Source organism: Agrococcus casei LMG 22410, assembly GCF_900163565.1.
Taxonomy (GTDB): Bacteria; Actinomycetota; Actinomycetes; order Actinomycetales; family Microbacteriaceae; genus Agrococcus; species Agrococcus casei.
On sequence record NZ_FUHU01000044.1, the window covers coordinates 185,566 to 210,118 of the forward strand.

A 24,553-nucleotide genomic window follows, 5' to 3' on the forward strand; every position below is an offset into this window, starting at 1 on the left:
AGCAAAGGTAGTCGTCGCGCCAGCGACGGCTGCCGTGCCGACTGTAAACGTTCGAGCGAAGCGAGAGCGTTTACAGTCGGATTGCTTGCCAGTAGCCAGGGCCCTGGGGCAAAATGGAAGTACGAGTCGTTCGCCAGAATGCGTCGTTGACGAATGGAGCCCCAGGGCCCTGGCCAGTGGGAGGGTGCAGTGAACGAGGAACGAGTGAACATAGAGCACCCGACTGCCGGCGAGGAGGACGTGTCCGACGAGCACCGTCCTCGCGGTCGAGACGCCTCCGGCGTTGAGACTCGCGATGGTGGCGACGGACCCGCCGCCACGACGGGGAGTGTCCAGCCTCGGTCGGCACGACCGGTCAAGAACACCGTTGTTTCCGCTCGACTCGACGAATCTGGGTCCGAGGATTTCGCATTCGTGAAGTCGGCTCTGGTCGGCAGGAAGTCGTCATCATCCGATGCAGTTCGCAAGATGGTGGAGATCATGGCTGCGACACTGCGCGACGAGAAGTACACCGATGCCTCACGAGCACAGGAGTCGCGCACTGTCGACCTCGACGAGAGTCAGATCGCCTCGTTGAAGGAGTCGCTGGACCGGAACGCAACCGGTTACTCGGACGCGACCTTCCAGTTCCAGAAGATCGGCAACAACGTGAACCAGCTCGCGCGCTCAGCGAACTCAGGCGACCGCGTTCCTGCTGCGGCGCTGAAGCAGGTCTCGCGTCGTCTGGCGCGTATCGAGGAGTTGCTGGAGTTCCTGGCCGACCGTGATGGCGCTCGGTCCCGGATGCTCCGAAGGTGGTTGTGATGCCCTCGATCACGATCGGCAAAACACCCATCGCGTGGCGGCTGCTGCGGTACACGGTGAAGCCGAAGCCTGGCTCGACGAAGACGGAGCGCGTGCTGCATGCAGCGGGCCTGCACTGCCGTCCTGAGTCCTCGGCGAAAGAGTTCGCGGCAGTGCGGCGTCGTCATGGGAAGCAGGGTGCGATGCGCAAGTCGCCGGCCCGTTTCGAGCTTCCCGAACACGACGAGGAGGCCACGCACGTGCGCGACACTCGCCCCGGTGGCCGCAGGTACTGGCGTGAGGCTCGGGGCGATGAGACTGCGACCCACGTCAAGCACGAGGGCGGCTACGTGCGCCAGAACGAGGCGGTGCACTTCATCATCGGCTTCGGCCCCGATGAGGTGAACCCGCAGGATCCCGAACAGGTCGCTCACGCATTCGAGTACACGGTGGCGCTCTTCCGGGAGACCATGCCCGGGCTCCAGGTCCACCTGGTTGGGCAGGCCGATGGCAAGGGCATGACTCCCGATCCCACGACCGGTGAGGTCAGCGGGAAGTTCCACGTGCACGCGGTAGCGAACGCCGTTGTCTATGAGGACATGGATGTCGAAGGCCGCGTCTGGCAGGCGGGGTCGAAGATGTCCGGTGCACTCACGGACATCGACAGCGTCCGCGAACGGCATGACGTCTTCATGCGTGAGAACCCGGAATGGGGCTTCACGCAGAAGGCGAAGTCTGTCGCCGAGCAGAAGAAGGAGCGCCGCTCGGTGATGGACCGTCGCATGCGTTCGCGCGGTGAACGGTCGAACCACGACATCATCCGCGACGCAATGTGGTCCGCGCTGCACGACCCTCGATCTGTCGATGACGCCTTCCGGGGCACGATGAGCGACCCCCGCACGGTCGACCGCAGCGCGTTCGAGGCCGTCATGGCCGAGTACGGGGCCGATCATGGTCTGTCGGTCGAGGACCCGGGCTGGCGCCGGGGTAAGCCGCCGAAGCGGCGCAAGATCAGTTACCGGCTCGACGGCATGGCGACGAACGTCCGTGGCGAGACGCTTGGCGAACAGTACGAAGCCGACTTCATCTACCGGCAGCTGTGCGCGGTCGCCGCTGGCCGGGAGATCGAGCCACGTGTCGAGAGCGCCGTCGTGGGGCCAGCACGCCAGGTCACGAAGCCGACCGACGACGAGCTGACCGAGGCCAGGGCCACGATCGAAGAACTCGTCCGCGAGGAAGAGCTCGACGCCTGGGTCGAGGACTGGGCTCGTGCAGAGAATACTTCCGTCGAAGAGCTTCTGGACGAGCGGGGGATGTCGATCGACGACGAAGGCGACCGTGAGAAGCTCCGACGTTCCATGCACACATGGAGGGCAGCCCGGCAGAAGGATCACACCGCGTCGATGCCCCAGACCACGGCGACCAGCAAGCCCGAGGGCAAGAGTCCCAGCGCAGCGGGCTCGCGGCAGCCTGCCCGGCGGGCCGCAGTGGTTCTGGACATCAGCGCCGACGTCGACCGCCAGATGCAGGAGTCGGGAACAGCAGCCGAGGCTCTCCTTCAGCGGTGGGGGGTCGAGGAAGCGCCCCATCGCTCCGAGACGGCTCCTGCTGCCCGGGACGAGCACCAGGACGATGAGACCGAGGAGACGGTGCCCGTCGCTCCTGCTCGGGCCCGAGAAGACGACGAGGAAGTCGCCGAGGACACGTCGTCCGCTCCGGCTCCGGTCGTCACGACTACCTCGGTCGCTCCCATTCCGTCGACTTCTGGTGAGGACGAGGAGTACCGGTCGCCGATGCGCGAGATGCCCTCGAAGAGCGATAAGAGTCGGGCGCTGTACGCCCGCGTGGCTGCGTTCGACGAGGAAGCCCGCAAGGTGCTGGCCCGTGGTGAGCGGATCGACGAAAAGACCGTGCCCAAGGGCATCGGCGCAAAGTTCCTCGATGCGTTCGGACAGCAGCTCGATCCGACCGTCGCCGTGCAGCTCCGGTTGCGCCAGGCGAAGAAGGAGAAGGTCAACGCTGCATTCGAGCAGGCCAAGAAGGCCCAGGCTGCGATCGACGGGGTCAAGACCAATGCCGAGCACGGTGGTGACCTCACGGGGATGTGGCAGCACTCCGAGACGACGCAGGAGCTGATCCGGGAGAGGAACGTCGCGAATCGGCGGCGGGACAAGCTTCGGGAGGAGATCGCGCAGGGCGTGTACGAGGACGTCCGTAGCAAGGCTCCCGGCGTTGCTCCCGGGCATGATGAGCAGGTTGATCAGCAGCGCCAGCCGGACGGGCCGAGCCTCGGGTGAGGCCGGTCTTGCCCGGTGGCCGCAGCCGGCCATGGGTGCTCGGGTGGGAGCGTGCGCTCGGGTGGAGAGCCCGGCTCGTGGTGCCGGCGTCTGTAACGGTCGGTCTTACCCGGCATCCGCAGCCGGCCATGGGTGCTCGGGTGGGAACGTGCGCTCGGGGTGGAGAGCCCGGCTCGTGGTGCCGGTGCCTGTAGCGGTTGGTCTTGCCCCCGCTACAGATGCGCTACATCGGAAAAGCTCTCTGACCAGGGGAAATATTTGATTTGTAGCGATGTAGCGCATGTAGCGCAGAAATATGGTTTACATACAGGCGACCCGTTGAACATGTGGGCGCCTAACGAGAAAATTTTCGGTGCGCTACACCGCTACATCGCTACAAACACCCCTGAAAACACTGTCTGACCTGGGCAAACATGGTGTAGCGCAGGCCCGCTACAGGGCCGCTACACACCCCGTGAGTTTGGCTACAGAACGTGCTCCCTCACCACTCCGTGGCCGGCAGGCATCCGCGGTTGCCACATACTGCCGCAGCGCACTGCTGCCTCACCCTGAGTCAGGCGACCATCTCGGCTCTCTCGCCGATCCGTGACCGGCAGACTTCGGCGACCAGTCGTTCTCTTTCTCCAGCTCAGGAAAATGTCGACGGTCGCGATCCCGAGCCGATCGGCAATCATCTGCCTTTGCCGGAACACCTCGAATCGATCGATACCGGATTCGGGTTCGACGAGGGCGATCTCTGGGGATCTTGAGAGAGCGAAAGAAGAAGCCCCAGCAGGAGAGCAAATGCTCTCCCGCCGGGGCTTCTCGGTGCTGATTGCCGTGGTCTTAGCCTGCTCAGCCCTTGATCCAATTCTCGTTCGCGTCCCGCATGTACCCCTCCACTTCGCCGGCGACGCCGACCGTCCCGTCGGTCATGACGGAGAGCTGGACTTCAGCGATCGAGCTGGCCTCGCCGTCGGAGTCAACGGAGCCAAGGCCTACCTCGAAGGCGTTGTCCGGGTCGGTCGCAGAGGCAGCGCAGTCGCCCACGACGATGGCCGACGAGTGGTCAGCCGCGACGAACGTGCCCTCCTCGGTGGCGTTGGGATCGAACTCGTCGATCGAGGTGGCGTCACTGGAATCCTGACCGAGGAGCGTTGCAACGGCAGAGGACTCGTCCAGGCCGGAGTTCTCGGCCGAGGTGTCGAGGAAGGTATCGATCATCTCCTGGCCGGTGAGCGTGTCGGGGACGGTGGCGTACTCCGAGAAGATCGAGTACCCCTCGCCCTTCTCTGCCAGACCCGTCCTGATGTCGTCCCAAGAGTCCTGACCGATCGAAGAGTAGTCGTCGCCCAGGACGCCAGCGCTGCTGTAGACCTCATCGAGCGTGCGGGCCAGGGAGTCGAGCGAGCTTTCGCCGGTGGCGTCGAGCAGCTGCTGCTCGCCCTCGGCGCGGGCGAGGTCTTCCGTGTTGTTCTCGATGAAACCGGACGGCTGCCCGTCGGCCCAGTCGAGGTTGAGCTCAGCGGCGCAGAACTCGGCGCCCTCAACGTCGTGGGCGCGGACGGTGAAGCCGTTGAGCACGAGCCCGTCGGCCTCGGAGCCCATCGCCTCGCGCAGGTCATCAGGCACCCGGACCGCGATCTCCTCGGCCGGCTCGATCCCGTTGACCTGGAACTCAAAGACATTGGCAGCGGCCTCGCCGCCGGTCTCGTCGGTGCCTGCGGAGGCGTCGGAGCCGCCTGAGCAGCCCGCCAGCAGCAGGGCGGTGCCTCCCAGGGCGGCAATGGTCGTCATCGTGGTGGTGCGGCGCATGGTGGTGAGCCTCTCTGGTCGTAGGTCGTGTCGTGTTCTATTCTATCGCGACCGGAACACATAGATCCTGGTTCACGTGGCTGATCAGGCTGACTCTGGAAGGTGTGTCCAGTGACGAGAGCCTGAGTTTCGAACCCCGCTTGCAGCGCGAGTTCGGTTCGAACCTGCGTGCATGGAGGACGTCTCGGGGTCTGACGCAGGAAGCGCTGGCGGAAAAGCTGGAGCTGAGTTCTCGGTATCTGCGCACGCTTGAGACCGGGGCCGGAAACATCACCTTGCGAACGATGGAGCAGGTCGCGTACGCCCTCGGTGAGGACCCGATCGAGATGCTGTCCGGCTCCCGCCGGGATCAGACGAGGGGCTCCGACAGCTAGGTCGGTCTCTTACCCCTCCTCGAAGGCACCGGCCGGCTTGACGGCGACCTCCGCCACCGACACAGGGCCGTGGAGGAAACACGTGTGTACGCGCCAAATACCGCGGTCCGGCACGAAGACATAGGCGCGGTCAGTGAGCTCGGGCGGCGAGCATTCGAAGCACAGGCAGAGCCTCAGACCCCTATCCGACATCAGAGGTTCCGAAACACGAAGACACCGGACCCGGGCGCGTCCTCGACGGTGTGGTCAAAGGCCAGGTCCCGAGTCCAAGCTTCCCAGTCGAAGTAGCGCGCAACTTCCTCGGTGACATCACGGAGTAGGCCGATATCTTCGGCGAGGTTCTCTGCGTACTCGCGGAACGACCCCCATTCCCCGGCAAATCGCTCCTCGAAGTCAGACACGGATGGCAGGTCGCCGGTCCCCTCGGCGACATAGTTGCCGCTCCGGACCCAGGCGATCAGGGCCGGGCGCAGGTGCTCGTCGACCTCTTCGACGACACGACCCCACTCAGCAGCCTCGGCCGGGCTCATCTCGCGGTGGACCGGCATGTCGTCGACGTCGAGACACCACAACTCCTCACAGCTGGCGCGGCTGCCACCAGAGCCTCGGTGCACGTCCGCAATGGTGACCTCGTCGGCGGCGGTGGCGTTGAACCACTCGCCAACGAGCCGACCCGAGTTGTAGCAGCTCATACATCCGATCCAGACCCGCATCGCGGGCGCGGTCGTGGTGGTCATGACGTCTCTCCTAAGTCGTAGTGGTGGAGAGGACGGCGGGCGCCGCTGGCAGCCGTGCTCAGGGAATCGGCGCACTTACATAGCACCCGCTCGCCCTCTCAGAAGAGATCCCGAGCCGCCTCCGGCGGCCTGGGCGCTATGTGGGCCGAATGTGGGCACAATCTGGCCCGGAAGTGACCACTCACGACCGAAGAAGAGCGTCTGGTCAGAAATGGCCCATCTGCGGCCCATCTGCGGGGCCTACCCCCGGTTCGTGGACACGCGGGTTGTTTACGCTGCGAGCGCGAGTTTATCGGTGTAGGTGCGTTCGTAGGTGTTCGGGGACTGGTAGCGGCACCAGGAGTGGCGGCGCTTGGTGTTGTAGCGGGTCAGCCAGCGGAACATCGTGCGGCGGGCGGTGAGCTCGTCGGTGAAGCACGCGGCGTCGCGGAGGACCTCGCGTTTCGCCGTCGCGTTGAACGACTCCGCCATCGCGTTGTCGGCGCTGGAGCCGACGGCTCCCATCGACTGGGTCACGCCGAGCCGGGCGCAGAGATCGGCGTAGGCCTTCGAGGTGTAGACCGAACCGTGGTCGCTGTGGAAGATCGCTCCTGCCAGAGATCCACGGGTCGCGGCGGCGGCCTTGAGTGCATCAGCGACGAGGTCGGTTCGCATGTGGTCCGCGATCGCCCAGCCCACCAGGCGGCGGCTGTAGCAGTCGATCACCGTGGCGAGATACAGGTTCCCACCCCCGCCGGTCTCGGACAGCGGCAGGTAGGTGATGTCACCGACGTAGCGCCGGTTCGGCGCCTCGGCGGTGAAGTCCCGGCCCAGCAGGTCAGGAACGACCTGGTCGGCAGGCTCCGGCACCGTCGTGCGGTGCCGGCGCTTCTTGACGAACCCGGCGAGGCCAGCGGTCCGCATCACGCGGGCGACCCGCTTGTGGTTCACGCGGTCCTCGAGTGCGGCACCGTCGTTGAGCTCGGCCGTGATCCGTGGGACACCCTGAGCGTCGTCCTTGGCGTGGATGATGCGGATCCGCTCCAGCAGCTCCGCATCGTGGGCGGCTCTCTCGGCCCGTGCCGGGGCGCCTGCCTGCCAGGCGTAGTAGGAGGAACGCTCGATCTCGACGAGCTCGCACAGTCGCTTCACCGGGTAGGTGGCGTGGTGGTCGGCGACGAACTGGAGGCGACTCACCAGCGCGTCTCCCCAGCGAAATACTTAGCGGCTTTCTGGAGGATCTCCCGCTCCGTGGTGAGCTTCGTCGTCTCCGCTCTCAACTGGGCGTTCTCTGCTTCCAGGCGAGCGACGCGTTGCTCGAGCGGCTCATTGGGATCGGCCGTGCTGGGCGTCGGCGCGGACCGCAACGGACTATCGGTCAGCGTGCCGTCAGCCGCGGTCTTCTTCCCACTCCCGTGGGTCTCGAGCCACTGTCGCAGCGTGCCCCGGACGATCCCGAGGTCCTCCGCGATACCGCGGAGCGTCGCTCCCGGTGTCGACTCGTACAGGTCAACCGCCTGCTGGCGAAACTCTTCGGAGTAGTTCTTCCTGGCCATGGTTCATAATCTCGCTTCCCCAGCAGATGCTGGAATCAGCGTGTCCACGAACAAGGGTCAGGCCCCGCTTGACCGCCGACGGTTGCCGCCCATGCTTGGCGACGTACTCCTCGATGAGACTGTTCTTGACCTGCTCGATACTCTCGATCCCCACACCGCCGGTCGTGCGGCGGGAGAACGCCGCGATCAGTTCCGCTGGAACGCCCCGGATCTCCCACCCGGTATTGCGATCCTTGCCACGGTCGACCGCCGTCCACGCGACGCCGAGCAGTCGTGCGGTGTGGTCGGTGACGAACGCGTTGTAGGACTCCGACAGGGCAACTGCTGCCCGGTGCAGGCGACGAGAATCCAGGGTGCGCCAGCGCCCGTCTACGCCCTGCGCCTTGTTCGACACCACGACATGCGTGTGCAGTTGCGGGTCGGCTGCACGGGAATCGTAATGATCGAACGCGGTCGCGATCACCCCGGTGATCGGCATCTGCGCGATCCCTCCCGCACCCACACGCGTGACCGCGACGCGATCTTCCAGCAACGCGATCGTGTCACGCATCGCCGCGTGATGCGCCTGCGCAATCAGCGCTTGCGTTCCCGCATCCACCACACCCCAGATCGCGCTCACCGACTTCGGCGGCGAGAACGTCAGATCGAAACCCGCAACCGCGGTGCGCGGAGCCTTCGCAACCTCCTCCTCACGAATCTGCGCCTCCGCTTGCGCAAACGCTTCACCCTGCAATCCGGGATCAAGCTCCGCAACCCTCGCCGCAACCCGCTCACCCAAAGGCCGAAGCGCCGGGAACCTCTTGCCGAGCTTCTGCCCCGTGACCGGATGGATACCCTCGCCCAGCAACCGGGCCAGCTGCTCCTCGGTCACCCTGTCACCCTCCGCGAGGGAGGACGAACGGCCATCCTGGAGACTCACCAGACCAGTACCGACCCAGGTACCTGGCGGGCTGCCCAACTCGGTGTAATACCGAGTCAACGGACTACTCATATCGCGGTCGCCGTCGCCGACAACGACCGAGTGCAGCAGGTACTCGTAGCCCTTACCGGACGACATCACCCGGATCGTCATGACCACAGCGGCCCCTCCCCGACACCACCGCGGAAGGGGCGATATCAGGGGTCAGGTGCGCGCGCAGCGCGGGCCTCGCACTCCTAGTGCCAGACGTGTGGGGAGACTCCTCATAACTGAAACTACAAGAGTCGCGCGATATCAAAGGTGACCGGCGCATGGTAGTTCAAGCTACTCTGCAAGGGCACACATTCGTCACCCTGATTCATTTCAACGCTCAGCGAAGCAGTCGCACCGTCACTCTCGCCTCAGCCTGGTGGTCGCCAACCGTGCTACCGTTGTAGCGGCGAAACGCCCGGCTGAACGCTGAGACATACGCGAAGCCGAGGTGGTGCGACACCCAATTTGCCTGTTGGTCCGCATAGAGCCAGCTCATGGCGCGCTGCATGCGCAGTCCATTACGCCACTCGGCGAAGGTGAAATCGGAGTGCACAGTGAAGGCACGTCTGATGCTGCGCGACTTGGTGCCGAGCGCTTGAGCCCAATCGTCCGCGTTGGAGGCGTCCTTCTCGGAAGCTACGTTGGAAGAACTCGCCGCTGACGTGTCCATCAGCGCCAGGCAGCTCCAGCGCCTGTTCATCGAGGGGACCGGACTGAAATTCGCGCAGTGGCGCAACCGCGCCCGCCTCAACCAAGCGATCGCCAGTCTCCGTACCGAAGACAACCTCGGCACCGCGATGGGAGCCTCAACATTCTCAACTAAGCAAGGATTGTTGCGGGCACTCAGCCGCGAATGCGGTACCCCGATCGACCAGTTGACGGCAGAGCACGCGGCCGCCTAAACCGATGCTCAAGAGCGAGAGGCAGGCATCAATCCCCCGCGGACCTATTGGCATGTGGCAAGCCTTTTCCCAAGGCCGCGTTATTCCCGATTTCGGTAAGAGGTGTGACTGCTTCGGCGGCGTAGCGAGACGGCGCGATGCCGAAAAAGTTGCTGAAGGCGCGCGAGAAACTGTTGGGGCTCTCGTAACCGACGCGGTGACTGACTGCGGTGACATTCGCGCCCGTCTTCAGCAGACGCGCCGCTGCTTGGAGACGATTGCGCCGCCGCCACTCACGCAGCGTGTAACCGGTCTCCGCGAGGAAAGTACGCTCCAAGCTCCTGCTGCTGAGATGCACTTCGGAAGCCCAGCGGGCGATCAATCGATCATCGCCGGGGTTGAACAGCAACGCATTGGCCACCGTCAGTGCAGCCGGAGTGCTCGGTAGCGGCAACGCGCCGCCGCCTAGTATTCGCCGCTCCAAAATCGAGAGCACCTGACGCTCGACATTAGCCTGCGGCCTGATGAGCGTGGTCGTGTAACTCTGGTGCAGGGCCAGAAAACAGATCTTCTCTCGATCCGTTATCTGGACGACCGTGATATCCGACAGCACCGTTGCGGTGAGCCGATACTCGAACCAGAAAGGAAGCAGGATCGAATCGGCCTGCACCCGTACCGAGTGTCGAGTCCCCATTGGAAGCCACAGGACGTCATTAGCCGACAGTTCGATCTGTTGATTTGACAGAAAGAAGCGCGAAGAGCCGGCGACCTGCCAGAAGGCCACGCCTTCATCTACGTGTTGACGATCGATGACGTCGACGCTGGGGATCCTCAATGAGAAATCAGTGTCCACAGCCTGGTCGATCTTCACCGTTGCCTCTCCGCGTGTCGATGTTGTCGTGTTCGGCTAGATACCTGTCGAATCGAGCACCGTTCCGTCACCTAGTTTAGCCTAACCTAATTTCGGTACGATCATTGACTGTACGAGCCATTCCACGCATGCCTGCGGCGACTGAATCGGCCCTTACGGGCCGTAGCCAAATGCGACAACACCCACCCGCCCACGCCATTGCTCCGAAGAAAGCAGGGTCCAGTTCCACATGTCCGTTTCCCCCTCCGCCGATACCCGCGCCCCATGGAAGCGCTTCGTCGTGGCCACCACGACGATGCTGGTTCTACTCACCTCTGGTTGCACCGCCGCAGACGACAACTCGACGCCTGGCGACAGTTCCACCCCATCGGGACCCTATCCGATCACGGTCGAGAATTTCGATGGCGGTGTGACGATCGACAAGGCCCCCGAACGCATCGTGGTCCTGGAGCAGGACCAGGCCATCGAGGTCATCGATCTTCTGGGTTACTCTGACCACGTGATCGCCTACGCCCAGCCCGAGGCAGTCGTCGACCGACCCTACTTACCGGCGGAATTTCTTCGCGGCGGGGAGAAATTCAATGATGGATTGATCCCGGCCAACCCGGGAACGATCTCGCCCGAAGCGGTTGCCGCGCTCGATCCGGATCTCATCATCGGCCCCGACTACCTCGACGAGAGCGACATCGAAAAACTCAATGCCATTGCGCCGCTCGTGACGACGGCCTCCGGGAACGATGATGACCAGGAGATCGTCGAAAACACCTTCCTGGCGCTGGGAAAGACCAAGAAAGACGCTGCAGCATTTCATGACGCGGCCGTGGACATTCTGCACAATTATGGCGAATCCACCTTCGGTAGCACCAAGCTGGTCCTTGACTACTTCCGCGCCGACGAAGAAGACCTCGGCTCACCCAACTTCGGCTCGAAAATCTACTTCGAAACAGGTCTGGAGCGCGGACCGCTGACGGCCAAGGTGAAAAGCACCGGGGAATCCCAGACACTCTCATGGGAGAACTTCGGTGATCTGGCGCAAGCCGACATCTTCCTCATCGCGAGTATTGTCCCGGACGAAACTCGCGCGGTTCTCGAAGCGGATCCTCGTTGGGCGGATCTACCTGCCGTCAAGAATGATCTTGTTTTCTATCAAGGAGATCCTGAGCTGGAGACCTCGACGAGCAATCCGCTGACGCCACTCGGAGCCCAGCATTTCGTCGACACCTTCGGCGCCCAACTCGCCGAACGCCTGCACGCCGCAGGCCTCGTCGATTGATGACTTCCTATCCCCGTCGGCTGTCACCTTTGGGCACGAACAGCCCTGCTCTCGAAACTGAAACGTGACAGCCGGTGCGGGGCGATGGAACGCTCATAGGGAGATAAGCCGACAGGTCTTCTCGTGCAGCACCCCACGGGTCCATTTGGCACGGAGGCCGAGACCGATCCTAGGAGCGAGAAGCGAACCGCTTATCGAAGCGCCAGTAGAGACTAGAAGCTCGAAAGGTTGCGTCCTTGCGGCAGCTCACGAACGACGACTTCAGAAAACCTGGTAAGTGATGCAGAGGAAGCCCACCGATTGTTCGAGCGTTCCCGCTGAGCGAGTCCGAAGAGCACAACGGGCCCATGCACGCGTCGCCCGGCAGGAATAAGGAAACGCAATGACAGCCTCTGCCCGCACCCAAGGGCCGATCGCCTCGATGGTGTTGTACCCGACGAGCCTGATGCTCGACCACTCTGGGAACGAGCGTGAGGCCTCGCGACGCGGCGACCTCGGTTATCACCGGGAACTAGTGTCGATTCTGGAGGCAGGGTTGTTCGACGGCCTGTTCGCCGCGGACTTCCTCGCACAGCCGCAACCCGTTGGGGGTTTCCTGCCAGAGCCGGTGACGTTGTTGTCGGGTTTGGCGGGGAGCACGAGTCGGTTGGGGTTGGTTGGGTCACTGTCGACCACCTATAACGAGCCCTATGCCGTCGCCCGGGCGATCGCCTCGCTGGATCACCTTTCCAATGGTCGCGCTGGATGGAACATGGTCACCTCGCCCTTCGAGGCGACCGCGGGCTTGTATGGTCGGGCGCCGATGCCCCACGACGAACGCTATGCCCGGGCGACGGAGTTCGCTGAGGTGGTGGAACAGCTCTGGGACTCGTGGGACGGCGGCAACCGGATCGATGCCGTCCATTACCACGGCGCGCACGTTGATGTCGATGGGGCGCTCAACATTCCGCGCACCCCACAGGGGAGACCGGTGCGGTTCTCGGCCGGTGTCTCGGTGCCGGGTCGCGCTTTCGCTGCCCGTTTCGCCGATGCCGTCTACATCGGACACGGTACCCCCGCCGAGGTGAACGCCATCGCCCGCGACATCAAGACACAGGCCGTGGCACTCGGGCGTGCTCCGGGCGACATTCGGGTGATGGCCAGTCAGACGGTCGCCGTGCGCGACGATGCCGACGAAGCTGCTGCCCTGCTCGGCACGGTGTCGCCAGAGCAGCGTCTAGACGGCCTGAGGGCACAGCTCGCCTCACTCGGCGGTACGGGCGCCGTGCCCGAAGGCCTCGACATCCCGCTGAGGTCGAGCGACTTCCCACGCAAAACATCGGAGCAGGGCATGGCCGGATGGGCGCAGCGATTGCTCGACGAGATCCACGCCACCGCCCCCACCCTCCGGCAGCTAACGGAGAAGGAGACGACTGTCGCATACGGCCCGCCGGAGGTGGTGGCCGACAAGCTGGAGTCGTATCTGGTCGACGGTGGCATCGACGGGTTCGTGCTCAGCACCCCATTGAACCTCGCCGAGGCCGAGAACCTTGTCGATACCCTCGTGCCCGAACTCCAACGCCGCGCCCTGCACCGCACCGCCTACACCGGAGCCACCCTGCGCGAACACCTCGGCCTTCAACCACCCTTGTCGCCACCCGCGGTCGAGACGAAGAACCACACGCTCACACAACACACCGAGGCCGGGGCATGAACGGAATAGCGCGATGACTGTGACGGCGATCCCACGGCGGTCTGCGGAAGCTCTCGTCTCACGAAGGTCACTGTACAGGCGGCGCAGTGCGGGCCTTCTACTGATCCTCGCCGCACTGGTGGTGGCGGTGCTGGCAAGTTTCGCATTCGGAGCGAATCCGCTCTCGCTGGACGCCGTGTGGCGGGGGCTGTGGCAGCCGGACGACTCGGACGCGTCGACCATCGTATGGACGCTGCGTATCCCCCGGACGATCGTCGGCCTTATAACCGGAGCAGCGTTCGGAGCCTCGGGTGCGCTGATCCAGGCGTTGACCCGGAACCCGCTCGCCGACCCCGGGATCCTCGGAGTCAACGCGGGTGCCGGCTTCGCCGTCACTCTCGGGGTGGGGCTGTTCGGTCTGTCAGGGGTGACCGGGTACATCTGGTTCGCGTTCATCGGCGCGGCCTTCGCGACGACCCTGGTGTACCTAATCGGCTCGGCTGGGCGCGGCACCGCATCCCCGGTCACGCTCGTGCTCGCCGGTGTCGCGCTGAGCGCTGTGCTCGGCGGGTTCTCGACCTTCCTGACCCTGATCGATAAGGACACGTTCCGGTCGATCCGCAACTGGGGCCTCGGATCGATCGCCCGCACCTCGTTGGAGGACACCATGAGCGTGCTGCCGTTCCTTGTGGTCGGACTGATCCTCGCGGTGATCCTCTCCGGCTCACTGAACTCCATCGCCCTAGGCGACGACCTCGCAGCCTCCCTCGGCACGAAAGTCGGCCGCACCCGCGTACTCGGCATCATCGCCGTCACCCTGCTCGCAGGTGGGGCGACCGCACTCACCGGCGGGATCGGGTTCGTGGGGCTCATGGTGCCGCATATCGTGCGCTGGTTCGTCGGCCCAGACCAACGGTGGATCATCCTTTACTCCGCACTGGCCGCACCCACGCTCGTGCTAGCCGCCGACGTGCTCGGCCGGGTGGTCGCCCGGCCCGGCGAGATCGAGGTAGGCATCGTCACCGCGGTCATCGGCGCCCCCGTGCTCATCGCCCTGGTACGCCGCCGGAAAGCGAGCGGGCTGTGAACACAACAGAGGAACAACGTTCGCACGGTGCATATTTCTCCCGTGTCGACTTTGGCTACTCGCTGAAGCGGACACGCACACGCTGGTTCTCGCTCCTGCTGCCGGTGCGCATTGCCGTCGTATCGGTGCTCCTACTCGTGCTCGCGGTCATCGCGGTGGGAGTCGCGATCACGTTCGGGGATTACCCGTTGAACTTACTGCAAGTGTGGCAGGCGATCACCGGTGCGGGTGAAGAGTTCCACCAAACGATCGTGCGGGAGTGGCGCCTCCCCGTCGCGCTCGCGGCCGTCGTGTTCGGGCTCCTTCTCGGCGTCGGTGGCGCGATCTTCCAATCCCTGACCCGCAACCCGCTCGGCTCGCCCGACATCATCGGCTTCGACGCCGGGTCGTATACAGCGGTCGTCATCACCATGCTCGTCGTCGGCACCTCCAACTATTGGACGATCGCCTCGGCATCGATCATCGGCGGCTTGGTCACCGCGTTCCTCGTCTATGTGCTCGCATACCGGCGCGGCATGCACGGATTCCGGCTCATCATCGTCGGCATCGGTGTCTCCGCAATGCTCGGCTCCATCAACGCCTACCTCATCACCCGCGCCGACATCGACGACGCGATGAGCGTCGGCTTCTGGGGCGCCGGATCCCTCAACCGCGTCTCCTGGTCATCCATGACTCCCTCACTGATCATCGCCGCGGTGATCCTCCTCGCAGCCGCCATCCTCGCTCCCGCCCTGAGGCGTCTGGAACTCGGCGACGACGCGGCCGTGACCCTCGGCACCCGGGTCGGGCGTGCCCGCCTCGGACTCATGGTTATCGGTGTCGCCACCGGTGCACTCGTGACCGCCGCCGCAGGCCCCATTGGGTTCATCGCGCTCGCCGCGCCGCAACTCGCCCGCCGGATCACCAGTTCGCCCGGGGTGAATCTGCTCGCTGCGGGGGCGATGGGTGCGGCACTCCTCTCCCTCGCGCACCTGCTCTCGCTCGTGATCGCACAGTTCTACCGGGCGATCCCGGTCGGACTGATCACGGTGTGCATCGGCGGGCTGTATCTGATCTTCCTGCTCATCCGAGAAACCCGCGCACACTACGGAACTCCACGATGACGTCACCAGCTTCTCCCCCTGAGGACACAATGACCCTTGAAAACGCTGTTGCCCGCGTCGTGATTGAGAACGCGACCATCGGCTACGACAAGCGGATCATCTCCCGCGACTTGTCGGTGCAGATCCCGGACGGGTCGTTCACCGCGATCATCGGACCGAACGGCTGCGGCAAATCGACCCTGCTGCGGGCCTTCGCGCGCGTGCTGAACCCGGTCTCGGGGCGAGTGTTGCTGGATGGTCGTGCGATCGCCTCGTACAAGTCGAAGGAGGTCGCCCGGCAGCTCGGGCTCTTGCCGCAGACCTCGCTCTCGCCCGACGGCATCCGGGTCGCTGATCTGGTGGCTCGGGGCCGGGCGCCATACCAGAACCTCATCCAGCAATGGCGCGAATCGGACGAGGCAGCGGTCGCGCGGGCGCTCACGGCAACGCGCCTGACCGAGCTGTCCTCACGGTTGGTGGATGAGCTCTCCGGCGGCCAGCGCCAGCGGGTATGGGTGGCGATGCTGCTCGCACAGGACACCCCGATCATGCTGCTCGACGAGCCCACCACCTTCCTCGACATCGCGCACCAGTACGAGCTGATGGAACTGTTCCGCGGGTTCCACGACGACGGCAAGACCCTCGTCGCCGTGCTGCACGACCTGAACCAGGCCGCCCGCTACGCCGACCACCTCATCGTCATGAAGCACGGACAGGTCGTCACCACCGGTTCCCCCGCAGAGGTGATGACCGTGGAGCTGATCGAGGAAGTCTTCGGGCTACGCGCGCTGATCGTGCCCGATCCGGTCACCGGCACCCCGAACGTCGTTCCACTGGATCCCCGCACCGCCACACTCGCGCCGGTGGAGTTCACCGGACAAGACGCCCAGACCCCCACCCAGGCCCCCGTGGAACAGGAATAACCGTATGGCTCGCAGTCTTCGCCCCCTGGACGTCTATCCGATCACCGTCCGCACCCTCGACGTGCTCCGCGTCGCCGACGTCACCCCGGGTATGCGTCGCGTCACCCTCGGCGGTGCGGAGCTCGCCGCGCACACCGCAGCGAACGGGTACCCGGTAGCAGCGTTCCGCTCCGACGGGTTCGACGACGAGGGCAAGCTCATCCTTCAGCATCCGGACGCGGAGGTTCCCGTGGCACCGACGCAGGCCGACGGGGTGCTGAACTGGCCCCGCGACAACCCGCACCTGCTGTTCCGCACCTACACGATCCGCCGCTGGGACCCGGCCGCCGGCGAGGTCGATCTGGACTTCGTCAAGCACGGCGTCGGACCCGCGACATCGTGGGCCTACTCGGTACAGCCCGGTGAGCGGGTCACCTGGGCCGGTCCGAAATCCTCCGCCCCGCATCCGGTCGGGGCGGATTGGACCCTTGTCGCTGGCGACGAGACCGCGCTGCCCGCGATCGGGCGCTGGTTGGAGGAATGGCCCGAGGGTGCGCGTGGGCAGGTGTTCATCGAGGTCGCCGAGGCCTCGCACCGGCAACTCGACCTGCCGGTTCCCGATGGGGTCGAGATCACCTGGCTGACCCGCGACGGTGCCGAGCCGGGCACCACGACACTGCTGTTCGACGCGATCCGGGCCGCCCACTGGTGGGAGGGCACGGTGTTCGCGTGGGTCGCCGGAGAGACCCTCACCCTCACCCCGATCCGCCGGTGGCTGCGGAACGAGAAGGGCCTGCCGAAGGAGCAGGTCGAGGTGACCGGGTACTGGCGGCGACAGGAAGTTGTCGTGGATGAATCGGGTGCGCTGGATCTCGATGCCACCGAGGACGACGGTGAAGCGTTCCACGAGTTGAGTGAACTCGCCCCCGGTTTCGTGCTACGGGTCGCCGCGACGATCGGACTCGCTGGTGCGCTCGGCGACCAGGCCCGCACGGTCGTGGAGGTTGCGGAGGCGACCGATACCGCCCCTGCCGGAGTGGAGAAGCTGCTGCGCTACCTCACCGCCATCCGGATCACCGAACAGACCGACGGAGGCTACCGGCTCACGAGCCTCGGGCGGAGTCTGGAGAACGATTATGTGTCCGAGGCGCTGAGCCTTACCGGGCTGTATGCGCAACGCGAACTCGGCGGCCTACTCTCCCTGCTAGCCGCGGTGCGCACCGGCCGAGGGGATCACGACCGCTGGTTCGGTGCGGAATGGGCCGACCGCACCGTGAGCGATGCGACGCTGTTGACCGCTCGGGTCGAGGAGGAGGCCGGTATTGCCGAGTACGAGGCAGGCGCTGTCGCAGCCGCCCCCGTATTCGATGGACTCAGCACGGTCGTGGTCGTGGGGCGTGCTCCCGGCGCGTTTGCGGAGGCCCTCGTCACTGCTCGCGAGGATGTGCAGGCACTCGTGGTGGCTGCCCCCTCGGAGCTGGACGCGCTGCGCGCCCTGCACGGCGAGCACGCCCGCGTCAGCCACACCCCCGGCACGCTGCTGTCTCGGCTTCCTGAGCCCGTCGATGCCGTCCTGCTTGTGGGCGCGCTGAGCAGTCTGCCGGATGCGGATGCCGCCCACGCGCTGCGCGAGGCCGCCGCGAGCGTGCAACCGGGAGGAAGAGTGCTCGTGTTCGGCGAGGTGCTCGACCCGGTACTCGCCGACGAGCACGAGTACGAAGACGACCTCATCGAGTTCGCCCTGACCGGCGGCGGTGCTCGCACCCACGACGAACACCTGGCACTGTTCGCCGCCGCCGGACTCGGCGAACCCGCACGCTCCACCATCGGCTGGGGCAACACCCTCTATGCCGCGACCGCAATCGGCTGAGGTCATCGATGGGCGGGCGGGGCGCAGGAACGCGGGCGGGATTCTTCGAACCACCCGTAGCGCCACCCACCACCGACCGGCTGCGAATAGACCCCTCCTGGTCGGCCGCACGCCTGAGCGGGTCGATCATCCGCGGGGTATGGCCGTGGATAGCAGCAGGGTCAGTGTTGCTGATCGTGCACGGGATCGCGGGGATGCTGCTGCCGGTCGTGATCGGCATGCTCGTCGACAAGGTCGTCGCACCGTCGGCTGCGGGGGTGGGGTTCGCTTCGGTGACCGGCCCGCTTGTGTGGTGGGGGCTCGCACTCGTCGGCGTCTACCTGGTGGTAAATCTGTCGTATCGGTTCGGGGGCAGGCTTGGCTGGTTCGGGGTGCAGCGCTCGCAGTTCGAGCTCTCCCAGGCGGTGCTCTCGCGTGTGCTTGACCCGCGCGGGATGGTGGGAGCGGCGCGTGCGCCGGGTGGGCTGCTCGCGGTCGCGACCGGTGACGTGCACCGCGCGTGTCTCGTGCTCTACGTCACGGTGTACCCGCCGGGTGAGATCGTCGGGCTGCTCACCGCCGCCGTGATCCTGTTCGCGATCCACCCGTGGCTGGGTCTCGGGGTCGTGGTGGCGTTGCCGATCGTGGTCGTGCTCATGCAACTCGCCGCGATCCCGCTGCGACGACGGAGCATCCGCGAACAGGCGGGACTCGCGGATGCGGCCGCCGTCGCGGCCGACCTGGTGGCGGGGTATCGGGTGATCCGCGGGATCAACGCCCAGGCCACCGCAGCCGGCCGCTACCGTACGGTCAGCCGGGAAGCGCTGCGCGGCACCCTCGCGGCACAATTCGCCCGAGCCGGATTCGACGGCATCAGCACCGCGACCGCGCAACTCTTCGCCGCGGCTGTGGTAGTCGCTGCAGCGATACTCGCGTTCACCGGGCAGCTCACGATCGGGCAACTTGTGACCGTCGCCGGGGTCGCGGTCAGCCTGATCGGACCGCTCGACGGACTCGTCGGCACCCTCGGCACCTTCTGGGCGATCTCGCAGGCCTCCGCCCGCCGCGTGCTCGACCTACTCTCGGAGCCCGCGAATCCTGCCGGGCTCGGAGAACACACCGGCGACACCACCCAGCGGGTCGGCACTGCCGAAGACCTGCTGCGAGTGGATCGGCTCGCACTCCCGGACGGATCGCTGCTGAATACCACCGTGTCGTCCGGGGAGTTCGTCGTGATCGACCTCCCCCAGGCCGGGCAACGCCTCCTCACCGACGTGCTCTCCGCACAGGCCGTACCCGTGACCGGGCAGGTGCTCCTCGATGGGGTGGCCGTGGAGGCCTGGGATCCGACCACCCTGCGCGAGCGCGTCCTAGCCGTGCCGCACACAGCAGGCTTGTTCGCCGGAACCGTGCTCGAGAACGCGCGGGCCACCGGTGACAAGCCGCTCGACGAGGCCATCGCGCGGACGGCGCTCAGGGTCGCCGCGCTGACGGAGACGGAACTGCCCTCGGGCTACGACGCCACCCGGGTCGGCGACGGTGGCCGTGAACTTTCTGGTGGTCAGCGGCAGCGAATTGCCCTGGCCCGCGCGATCACCGCCGACCCTGACCTGCTCGTGCTCACCGATCCCACCAGTTCGGTCGACGCCGTCACCGAGCAGCACATCGCCGCCGCCCTCCGCACTCACCGGGTCGGGCGCACCACAATCGTCCTCACCTCCTCGCCCGCGTTCCGTGCCGTCGCCGATCGCCTGATTGCGCCATACGAAGGCGGTGAGCCCTCGTGACAGGTTCAGCTGAGACCGCCTTCGACGGCCCGTTGCCGATCGCGACCGGCCGCACTGTCGCACGCACCCTCTGGCGGATGCTCGCCGGGCGACGCCTGCGCCTGGTAGGGCTGCTGCTGCTCTTCTTGCTGGAGGCCGCGACCGCGGTGGTGTTCCCGCTCATCGTCGGAAGCCTCGTCGATGCCGTTGCTCACACCAGCGGGAGTGTGCCCGCATCGTTCTGGTGGCAGCTCGCCGCGCTCGCTGGCGCCGCGATCGCCGCCGGGATCCTCGCTTGGGCCGGCGCGATCGCCCTGGCGAGGCTCGCCGAGACCGTCATCGCGGAACTGCGCGAAAACTACGTCGCCGCCGCCCTGGGCCTGCCGCGCCGGGTGATCGAGACCGCGGGCACCGGGGATGTCGTCACTCGCGCCTCCGACGACATCGCCCAAGCTGCCGAGACCCTCCCGAACGCCCTGCCACGCGTGGCGATCTCCGCGTTCACCATCGTCATCGTCGGGGTCAGCCTCACCGCCCTCGACCCCCGCTACCTCATCGGCTTCGCCCTCACCCTGCCGCTCTACGCACTCACCCTGCGCTGGTACCTGCGCACCGCACCGGCCGTGTACGCCGCCGACCGGGCCGCGGAATCCGTGCGCGGACAGCACATCCTCGGCACCCTCACCGAACTCCCCACCGTCACCGCCCACCGCCTCGAACACCGCCAGCTCACCCGCATCCGCGACGCGGCCTGGCAGACCGTGCGGTGGGCGATGCGAACGCGCATCATTCAGAACCGCCTCTTCGGCCGCGTCAACCTCACCGAAGCCATCGGCCTGTTTGCCGTGCTCGCCGTCGGTATCTGGCTCGCCTACACGGACTCAGCAACCCCCGGCGATGTCACCGCCGCAGCCCTCCTGTTCCTCCGCACCGTCGCACCCATCGCCGCACTGCTCTTCGTGATGGACGAACTGCAGTCCGCGCTCGCCGCCCTCGGCCGCATCATCGGCGTCATCGAACAGCCCGTCGAAGAAGCCGCCCCCAGGTCTACGGGTAGCAGCGATGGCAACGTCACACTCCACGATGTCTCGTTCAGCTACGACGGCAGCACCCCTGTGTTGCAGAACATCTCTCTCGCTATCGCTCCGGGAGAGTCCGTTGCGCTCGTCGGAGCCACCGGATCGGGGAAATCTACCCTCGCAGCCCTCATCGCGGGCATTCACCCACCAACGGCCGGACGCATCGATCGGTCCGTGCCCGCTGAGCAGATCGTGACCGTCACGCAGGAATCCCACGTCTTCACCGGCACCCTCGCCGAAAACCTCAGCCTCGCTGAGCCCACTGCTGACCATGACCTCCTGCGAGACGCCCTCACCGTCGTCGGCGCAAACCAGATCCCGGCGCAACTGCCCGACGGACTCAGCACACTCGTCGGACACGGCGGGCACCCACTCACCGGGTCCGCCGCCAGCCATCTTGCTCTCGCCCGTGCCCTCCTCGCGAACCCTGCCCTCGTCGTCCTCGACGAAGCCACCGCGGATGCCGACACCGCAGACACCACCGCCCTCGACCACGCCACTCGCGCCCTCACCAAAGGGCGCACCGCGCTCGTCATCGCACACCGACTCTCCCAGGCAGCCAGCTGCGACCGCATCATCGTCATGGAACACGGCCGCATCATTGAGCAGGGCAACCACGACGCCTTGCTGCTGACCAACGGCCCATACGCAACACTGTGGGCTGCTTGGAGCAGCGGAACAGAACGTGATGAGGGGGCCGTTTGACGTGCGCTCTCACCATCTGTCTTGAGTCGTCCGCGCATGTCGCGGACGACTCAATCATCAGCGCCCGCGGGAGCACCCCATGAGCAAGGTCGGTGATCCTCCGCAACCGGGGCGGTTTCGTGAACTCGCACCGCTCTTGGGGCCGCTTGCAGTGGTCGAGTCCGTGCGCACGGAACCGGTGGAACCCGTCGCGTTCGCGCACGCGAAGATCATCCACGTCATGGCAGGTACCAGCCGCGTCACGACCTCCACGGGCCAATGGCTGCTCAGCGCAGGCGATGTGTTCGTGCTGGGGTCTCGGGCATGGTGTCAAGCGAACCCGGAACCGCAGGTGCGGTGCTGGACTATCTACCTCGATCAGGAGTTCCTGCGCTGGCACATGATCTGGGTGCTGCCCGGCCCCGAGCGGGTACTGCCCGGCCTGCACCCGGCGCAGTGGAACGGTGAAGCGATGGTGTTTCATGCCGGGCGGGAACGGCTGGCACGGTTGGAACCTGTGCTGCGGCGGATGAGCGTCATCCCGCATCAGGGCGGCTCGGAATCGATCGCACGGCTGATCACGCTATTCGCGCAGACCGCGGAGCAGATCGTTCCGGCATTGGTGACCGATCAAGATCCCCCAGTGCGAACCGCGAACGGGATGGTTGGACGGCTCTCGGTGCTCCCGGCACGTTCTGCGGTGTCGGATGCGGCGAATCTGATGCGGGCCGACCTGGCGCGGCCGTGGACGACGGACGAGGTAGCGCGGGCGGTCGCGTTATCGAGGTCGCAGCTTTCACGATTGTTTACTGCCCGGTTCGGGCTCCCTCCCAAGCGATGGCTGATCGAGATCCGGCTCACCGAGTTCGCGCGACTGATCGAGGAAACGACACTGACGATCGACGCTGCGGCGCGGCGAGTGGGGTGGCAGGATCGACGTGTCGCCGCCGCATGGTTTCATCACCGGTACGGAGTCTCACCGACCCAGTTTCGGAAGATCGCGCCACCGACCTGCATCGGCGAAGTGCCGGGGTCTGCTGAGGGTTTGGTTGACTCCTGTCCACTCGTGCATGCGGGTGGGGTGAAGGAGAATGATCAGTGATGAAGTACTCAGAAGAGTTCAAGCAAGACGCCGTCGCGTTGGTGCGGGCAGGTGCCACGCAACGCGAGGTGTGTCGCGATCTTGGTATCTCGAAATCAGCAATGTCGAAATGGGTCGCTGATGCTGACCGACGTGACGCTGGCCTGCCGGTAGCAAAAGACGTGACCCCGGGCGAGGATGCGCAGATTCGTGAATTGATGCACCGGAACCGGCTCCTCGAGCAGGAGAACGAGGTACTCAGGCGTGCGGCGGCGTATTTGTCGCAGATTCATATCACGCCCCCAAAATAGTGTTCCCGCTCGTCCAAGAGATGGCCGCGCCCGGTGCCCGCATTCGGGTGCCGGTGGCGGTGGCGTGCCGGGTGCTGGGGTTTACGAAGCAGGCGTATTACCAGTGGGTGAAACAGCCGTTGTCTGCCCGAGAGATTGCTGACGCGCAGATCATTCAAGTATTGCGTGAGCTCCACGAGGACGACCCCGAGGGCGGGTACCGGGTGCTCGCTGATGATCTGCATGATCTTGGCTTTGTCATCTCGGAGCGACGGGTGTGGCGGCTGTGCAAGATCGCCGGCATTCAGTCGACCATTACGACACGAAAGCGCCGCTACCAGAAAGCTGGTGCGCCGGTGGGTGACGACCTGGTGCAACGCGATTTTACGGCTGATGGTTTGGATGAGAAATGGTTGGTGGATATCACCGTGAATCGCCCCGGGTCTCGTGGAGGGTCTGAAATCCCGAGAGGATGATGACTATGCCAGCTTTGAGGAAGTATCCGCCGGAGTTGCGGGAGCGAGCGATGAGGCTCGTGCAGGAAGCACGGAAGGAGGATCCGGAGTTGTCTGTGAACCAGGCAGTGATCCGGATCGGACAGCGCGTTGGCGTGAACCCTGACACGCTGCGTGGGTGGGTCAAACAATCCCAGATCGACGCGGGCGAGCGCCCAGGAACGACGACGGATGACGCGTCGAGGATCAAGCAGCTCGAGGCGGAAGTGCGTGAGCTCAAGCGTGCGAACGAGATCCTGTTGGCGGCGTCGAGTTTCTTCGCGCGGGAGCTCGACCCGCGACTGCCGTGGTAGTTCAGTTCATCGATGATCATCGTGACCGGTTCGGGGTCGAGCCGATCTGCCGCGTGCTCACAGAGCACGGTGTGAAGATCGCTCCGTCCGGTTACTACGCGTTCAAGAAGCGACCAGCCTCAGCCCGCGCCGGTGCTGATGCAGAGCTGGTCGTCCAGATCGAGCGGGTGTTCTGGGACCGGGGGCTCGGTCGCGGGATCAGCGGAGCGCGCAAGATCTGGCGGTTGCTGCGCCGCGAGGGCATCACCGTCGCCCGCTGCACGGTCGAACGTCTCATGCGTCAGCAGGGACTGCGCGGCATCCGCAGGGGCAAGCAGTTCATCACCACGCGCCCTGACGACTCCGCGCCGAGGGCTGAGGATCACGTGAAGCGCGAGTTCCATGCCGACCGGCCGAACCAGCTCTGGGTGGTCGACTTCACATATGTTCCGACGTGGTCAGGGATGGCGTTCACCGCGTTCGTCACCGACGTGTTCTCCCGCCGGATCGTGGGCTGGCGGACGATGTCGAAGATGCCGACCGACCTGCCGCTGGACGCGCTCGAGATGGCACTCTGGGTCCGAGATCGGGCTGGCGAGGACATCACCGGGGTCGTCCAACATTCCGATGCCGGCTCTCAATACACAGCTCTGCGTTACACAGAACGGCTCGCGGAAGTCGGAGCGATCGCATCAATCGGGACCGTCGGTGACAGTTACGACTGTCAGTCTGTTTCTGCCCGATCTCGCAATGATGGGGTAGTCCTGGCCGGAGTGT

Annotated in this window: 22 protein-coding genes, 1 pseudogene and 1 other annotated feature; of the genes and pseudogenes, 17 read left to right on the forward strand and 6 right to left on the reverse strand. The window is 65.4% G+C overall.

Going from position 1 to position 24,553, the window contains the following annotated elements:
• Window positions 1-204 precede the first annotated feature (204 nt).
• A complete protein-coding gene (locus tag CZ674_RS12130; RefSeq protein WP_159456989.1) occupies window positions 205-804 on the forward strand; it encodes a MobC family plasmid mobilization relaxosome protein in 600 nt (199 codons plus the stop codon).
• Window positions 804-3,080, forward strand: a complete 2,277-nt coding sequence (locus CZ674_RS12135; RefSeq protein WP_086992783.1) for a hypothetical protein — start codon at window positions 804-806, stop codon at window positions 3,078-3,080. Before CZ674_RS12130 ends, CZ674_RS12135 begins: the two co-directional genes overlap by 1 nt.
• Before the next feature lie 834 nt (window positions 3,081-3,914).
• Here CZ674_RS12135 and CZ674_RS12140 read toward each other — a convergent pair.
• Entirely contained in the window at window positions 3,915-4,874 is a 960-nt protein-coding gene (locus CZ674_RS12140) for a hypothetical protein (protein ID WP_086992784.1), read from the reverse strand.
• 104 nt (window positions 4,875-4,978) lie between these two features.
• Between CZ674_RS12140 and CZ674_RS12145 the strand changes: the two genes are divergently transcribed.
• Window positions 4,979-5,248: a helix-turn-helix domain-containing protein gene (locus tag CZ674_RS12145; protein ID WP_159456990.1), complete on the forward strand. Its 270-nt coding sequence runs from the start codon at window positions 4,979-4,981 to the stop codon at window positions 5,246-5,248.
• A 191-nt stretch (window positions 5,249-5,439) separates the two neighbouring features.
• Here CZ674_RS12145 and CZ674_RS12155 read toward each other — a convergent pair whose 3' ends face one another.
• From CZ674_RS12155 to CZ674_RS12170, 4 genes are all read right to left on the reverse strand, one after another.
• Window positions 5,440-5,985: an antirestriction protein ArdA gene (locus CZ674_RS12155; RefSeq protein WP_086992787.1), complete on the reverse strand. Its 546-nt coding sequence runs from the start codon at window positions 5,983-5,985 to the stop codon at window positions 5,440-5,442.
• A 270-nt stretch (window positions 5,986-6,255) separates the two neighbouring features.
• Window positions 6,256-7,520, reverse strand: a protein-coding gene (locus CZ674_RS12160) for an IS3 family transposase (RefSeq protein WP_086992788.1) whose coding sequence is annotated in 2 segments (ribosomal slippage) — window positions 6,256-7,175 and window positions 7,175-7,520 — 1,266 coding nt in all. Because the reading frame shifts where the segments join, the coding sequence is not laid out codon by codon here.
• Window positions 7,474-8,592: a MobF family relaxase gene (gene mobF / locus CZ674_RS12165; protein WP_234988576.1), complete on the reverse strand. Its 1,119-nt coding sequence runs from the start codon at window positions 8,590-8,592 to the stop codon at window positions 7,474-7,476. Before mobF ends, CZ674_RS12160 begins: the two co-directional genes overlap by 47 nt.
• A gap of 217 nt (window positions 8,593-8,809) precedes the next feature.
• The gene (locus CZ674_RS12170; RefSeq protein WP_159456991.1) at window positions 8,810-9,142 is read right to left on the reverse strand and encodes a helix-turn-helix domain-containing protein; all 333 of its coding nucleotides are present in this window, start codon (window positions 9,140-9,142) and stop codon (window positions 8,810-8,812) included.
• On the opposite strand from CZ674_RS12170, the gene CZ674_RS12175 reads away from it, so the two are divergent.
• Window positions 9,135-9,374 carry a helix-turn-helix domain-containing protein gene (locus tag CZ674_RS12175; RefSeq protein ID WP_029153863.1) on the forward strand — a complete coding sequence of 80 codons (240 nt, stop codon included), beginning with the start codon at window positions 9,135-9,137 and terminating at the stop codon, window positions 9,372-9,374. The genes CZ674_RS12170 and CZ674_RS12175 overlap by 8 nt on opposite strands.
• 28 nt (window positions 9,375-9,402) lie before the next feature.
• Here CZ674_RS12175 and CZ674_RS12180 read toward each other — a convergent pair whose 3' ends face one another.
• A complete protein-coding gene (locus CZ674_RS12180) occupies window positions 9,403-10,224 on the reverse strand; it encodes a helix-turn-helix transcriptional regulator (protein WP_051216739.1) in 822 nt (273 codons plus the stop codon).
• A 229-nt stretch (window positions 10,225-10,453) separates the two neighbouring features.
• Between CZ674_RS12180 and CZ674_RS12185 the strand changes: the two genes are divergently transcribed.
• The 13 genes and pseudogenes from CZ674_RS12185 to CZ674_RS12245 all read left to right on the forward strand — a co-directional run.
• Window positions 10,454-11,497 carry an ABC transporter substrate-binding protein gene (locus CZ674_RS12185; RefSeq protein ID WP_086992789.1) on the forward strand — a complete coding sequence of 348 codons (1,044 nt, stop codon included), beginning with the start codon at window positions 10,454-10,456 and terminating at the stop codon, window positions 11,495-11,497.
• Between the two features lie 382 nt (window positions 11,498-11,879).
• Window positions 11,880-13,190, forward strand: a complete 1,311-nt coding sequence (locus tag CZ674_RS12190) for an NtaA/DmoA family FMN-dependent monooxygenase (protein ID WP_086992790.1) — start codon at window positions 11,880-11,882, stop codon at window positions 13,188-13,190.
• A 127-nt stretch (window positions 13,191-13,317) separates the two neighbouring features.
• Complete coding sequence (locus tag CZ674_RS12195; protein ID WP_234988573.1) at window positions 13,318-14,256, forward strand: FecCD family ABC transporter permease; 939 nt, start codon at window positions 13,318-13,320, stop codon at window positions 14,254-14,256.
• Window positions 14,253-15,359 (forward strand): FecCD family ABC transporter permease, encoded by a 1,107-nt coding sequence (locus CZ674_RS12200; protein WP_051216741.1) that lies wholly within the window; start codon window positions 14,253-14,255, stop codon window positions 15,357-15,359. Before CZ674_RS12195 ends, CZ674_RS12200 begins: the two co-directional genes overlap by 4 nt.
• Window positions 15,360-15,388: 29 nt before the next feature.
• Entirely contained in the window at window positions 15,389-16,261 is an 873-nt protein-coding gene (locus CZ674_RS12205; protein ID WP_051216742.1) for an ABC transporter ATP-binding protein, read from the forward strand.
• A 4-nt stretch (window positions 16,262-16,265) separates the two neighbouring features.
• A complete protein-coding gene (locus CZ674_RS12210) occupies window positions 16,266-18,110 on the forward strand; it encodes a siderophore-interacting protein (RefSeq protein WP_086992792.1) in 1,845 nt (614 codons plus the stop codon).
• Between the two features lie 164 nt (window positions 18,111-18,274).
• Window positions 18,275-19,876: an ABC transporter transmembrane domain-containing protein gene (locus tag CZ674_RS12215; RefSeq protein ID WP_159456992.1), complete on the forward strand. Its 1,602-nt coding sequence runs from the start codon at window positions 18,275-18,277 to the stop codon at window positions 19,874-19,876.
• Entirely contained in the window at window positions 19,873-21,639 is a 1,767-nt protein-coding gene (locus CZ674_RS12220; protein WP_029153868.1) for an ABC transporter ATP-binding protein, read from the forward strand. The genes CZ674_RS12215 and CZ674_RS12220 overlap by 4 nt, the downstream gene beginning before the upstream one ends.
• 79 nt (window positions 21,640-21,718) lie before the next feature.
• Window positions 21,719-22,720 carry an AraC family transcriptional regulator gene (locus tag CZ674_RS12225; RefSeq protein WP_086992793.1) on the forward strand — a complete coding sequence of 334 codons (1,002 nt, stop codon included), beginning with the start codon at window positions 21,719-21,721 and terminating at the stop codon, window positions 22,718-22,720.
• Complete coding sequence (locus tag CZ674_RS14635) at window positions 22,720-23,010, forward strand: transposase (RefSeq protein WP_086992805.1); 291 nt, start codon at window positions 22,720-22,722, stop codon at window positions 23,008-23,010. The genes CZ674_RS12225 and CZ674_RS14635 overlap by 1 nt, the downstream gene beginning before the upstream one ends.
• Window positions 23,001-23,417, forward strand: a pseudogene (locus CZ674_RS14640) (IS3 family transposase); the annotation flags it as partial. The gene CZ674_RS14635 and the pseudogene CZ674_RS14640, both read left to right, overlap by 10 nt.
• 53 nt (window positions 23,418-23,470) lie before the next feature.
• Window positions 23,471-23,797, forward strand: a complete 327-nt coding sequence (locus CZ674_RS12240; protein WP_268802405.1) for a transposase — start codon at window positions 23,471-23,473, stop codon at window positions 23,795-23,797.
• Window positions 23,756-23,883 (forward strand) — a sequence feature (AL1L pseudoknot). (Overlaps the previous gene by 42 nt.)
• On the forward strand, window positions 23,791-24,553 hold a 763-nt coding region (locus CZ674_RS12245; RefSeq protein WP_143244744.1), incomplete at its 3' end, for an IS3 family transposase. Its footprint overlaps the feature before it by 93 nt. The genes CZ674_RS12240 and CZ674_RS12245, both read left to right, overlap by 7 nt.

Coding starts and splice junctions, on each gene's coding strand:
- CZ674_RS12135 (WP_086992783.1), top strand. CDS start 804: ATGCCCTCGATCACGATCGGCAAAACACCCATCGCGTGGCGGCTGCTG.
- CZ674_RS12140 (WP_086992784.1), bottom strand. CDS start 4,874: ATGCGCCGCACCACCACGATGACGACCATTGCCGCCCTGGGAGGCACC.
- CZ674_RS12155 (WP_086992787.1), bottom strand. CDS start 5,985: ATGACCACCACGACCGCGCCCGCGATGCGGGTCTGGATCGGATGTATG.
- mobF (WP_234988576.1), bottom strand. CDS start 8,592: ATGACGATCCGGGTGATGTCGTCCGGTAAGGGCTACGAGTACCTGCTG.
- CZ674_RS12170 (WP_159456991.1), bottom strand. CDS start 9,142: ATGGACACGTCAGCGGCGAGTTCTTCCAACGTAGCTTCCGAGAAGGAC.
- CZ674_RS12185 (WP_086992789.1), top strand. CDS start 10,454: ATGTCCGTTTCCCCCTCCGCCGATACCCGCGCCCCATGGAAGCGCTTC.
- CZ674_RS12190 (WP_086992790.1), top strand. CDS start 11,880: ATGACAGCCTCTGCCCGCACCCAAGGGCCGATCGCCTCGATGGTGTTG.
- CZ674_RS12205 (WP_051216742.1), top strand. CDS start 15,389: ATGACCCTTGAAAACGCTGTTGCCCGCGTCGTGATTGAGAACGCGACC.
- CZ674_RS12210 (WP_086992792.1), top strand. CDS start 16,266: ATGGCTCGCAGTCTTCGCCCCCTGGACGTCTATCCGATCACCGTCCGC.
- CZ674_RS12225 (WP_086992793.1), top strand. CDS start 21,719: ATGAGCAAGGTCGGTGATCCTCCGCAACCGGGGCGGTTTCGTGAACTC.
- CZ674_RS14635 (WP_086992805.1), top strand. CDS start 22,720: ATGAAGTACTCAGAAGAGTTCAAGCAAGACGCCGTCGCGTTGGTGCGG.
- CZ674_RS12240 (WP_268802405.1), top strand. CDS start 23,471: ATGCCAGCTTTGAGGAAGTATCCGCCGGAGTTGCGGGAGCGAGCGATG.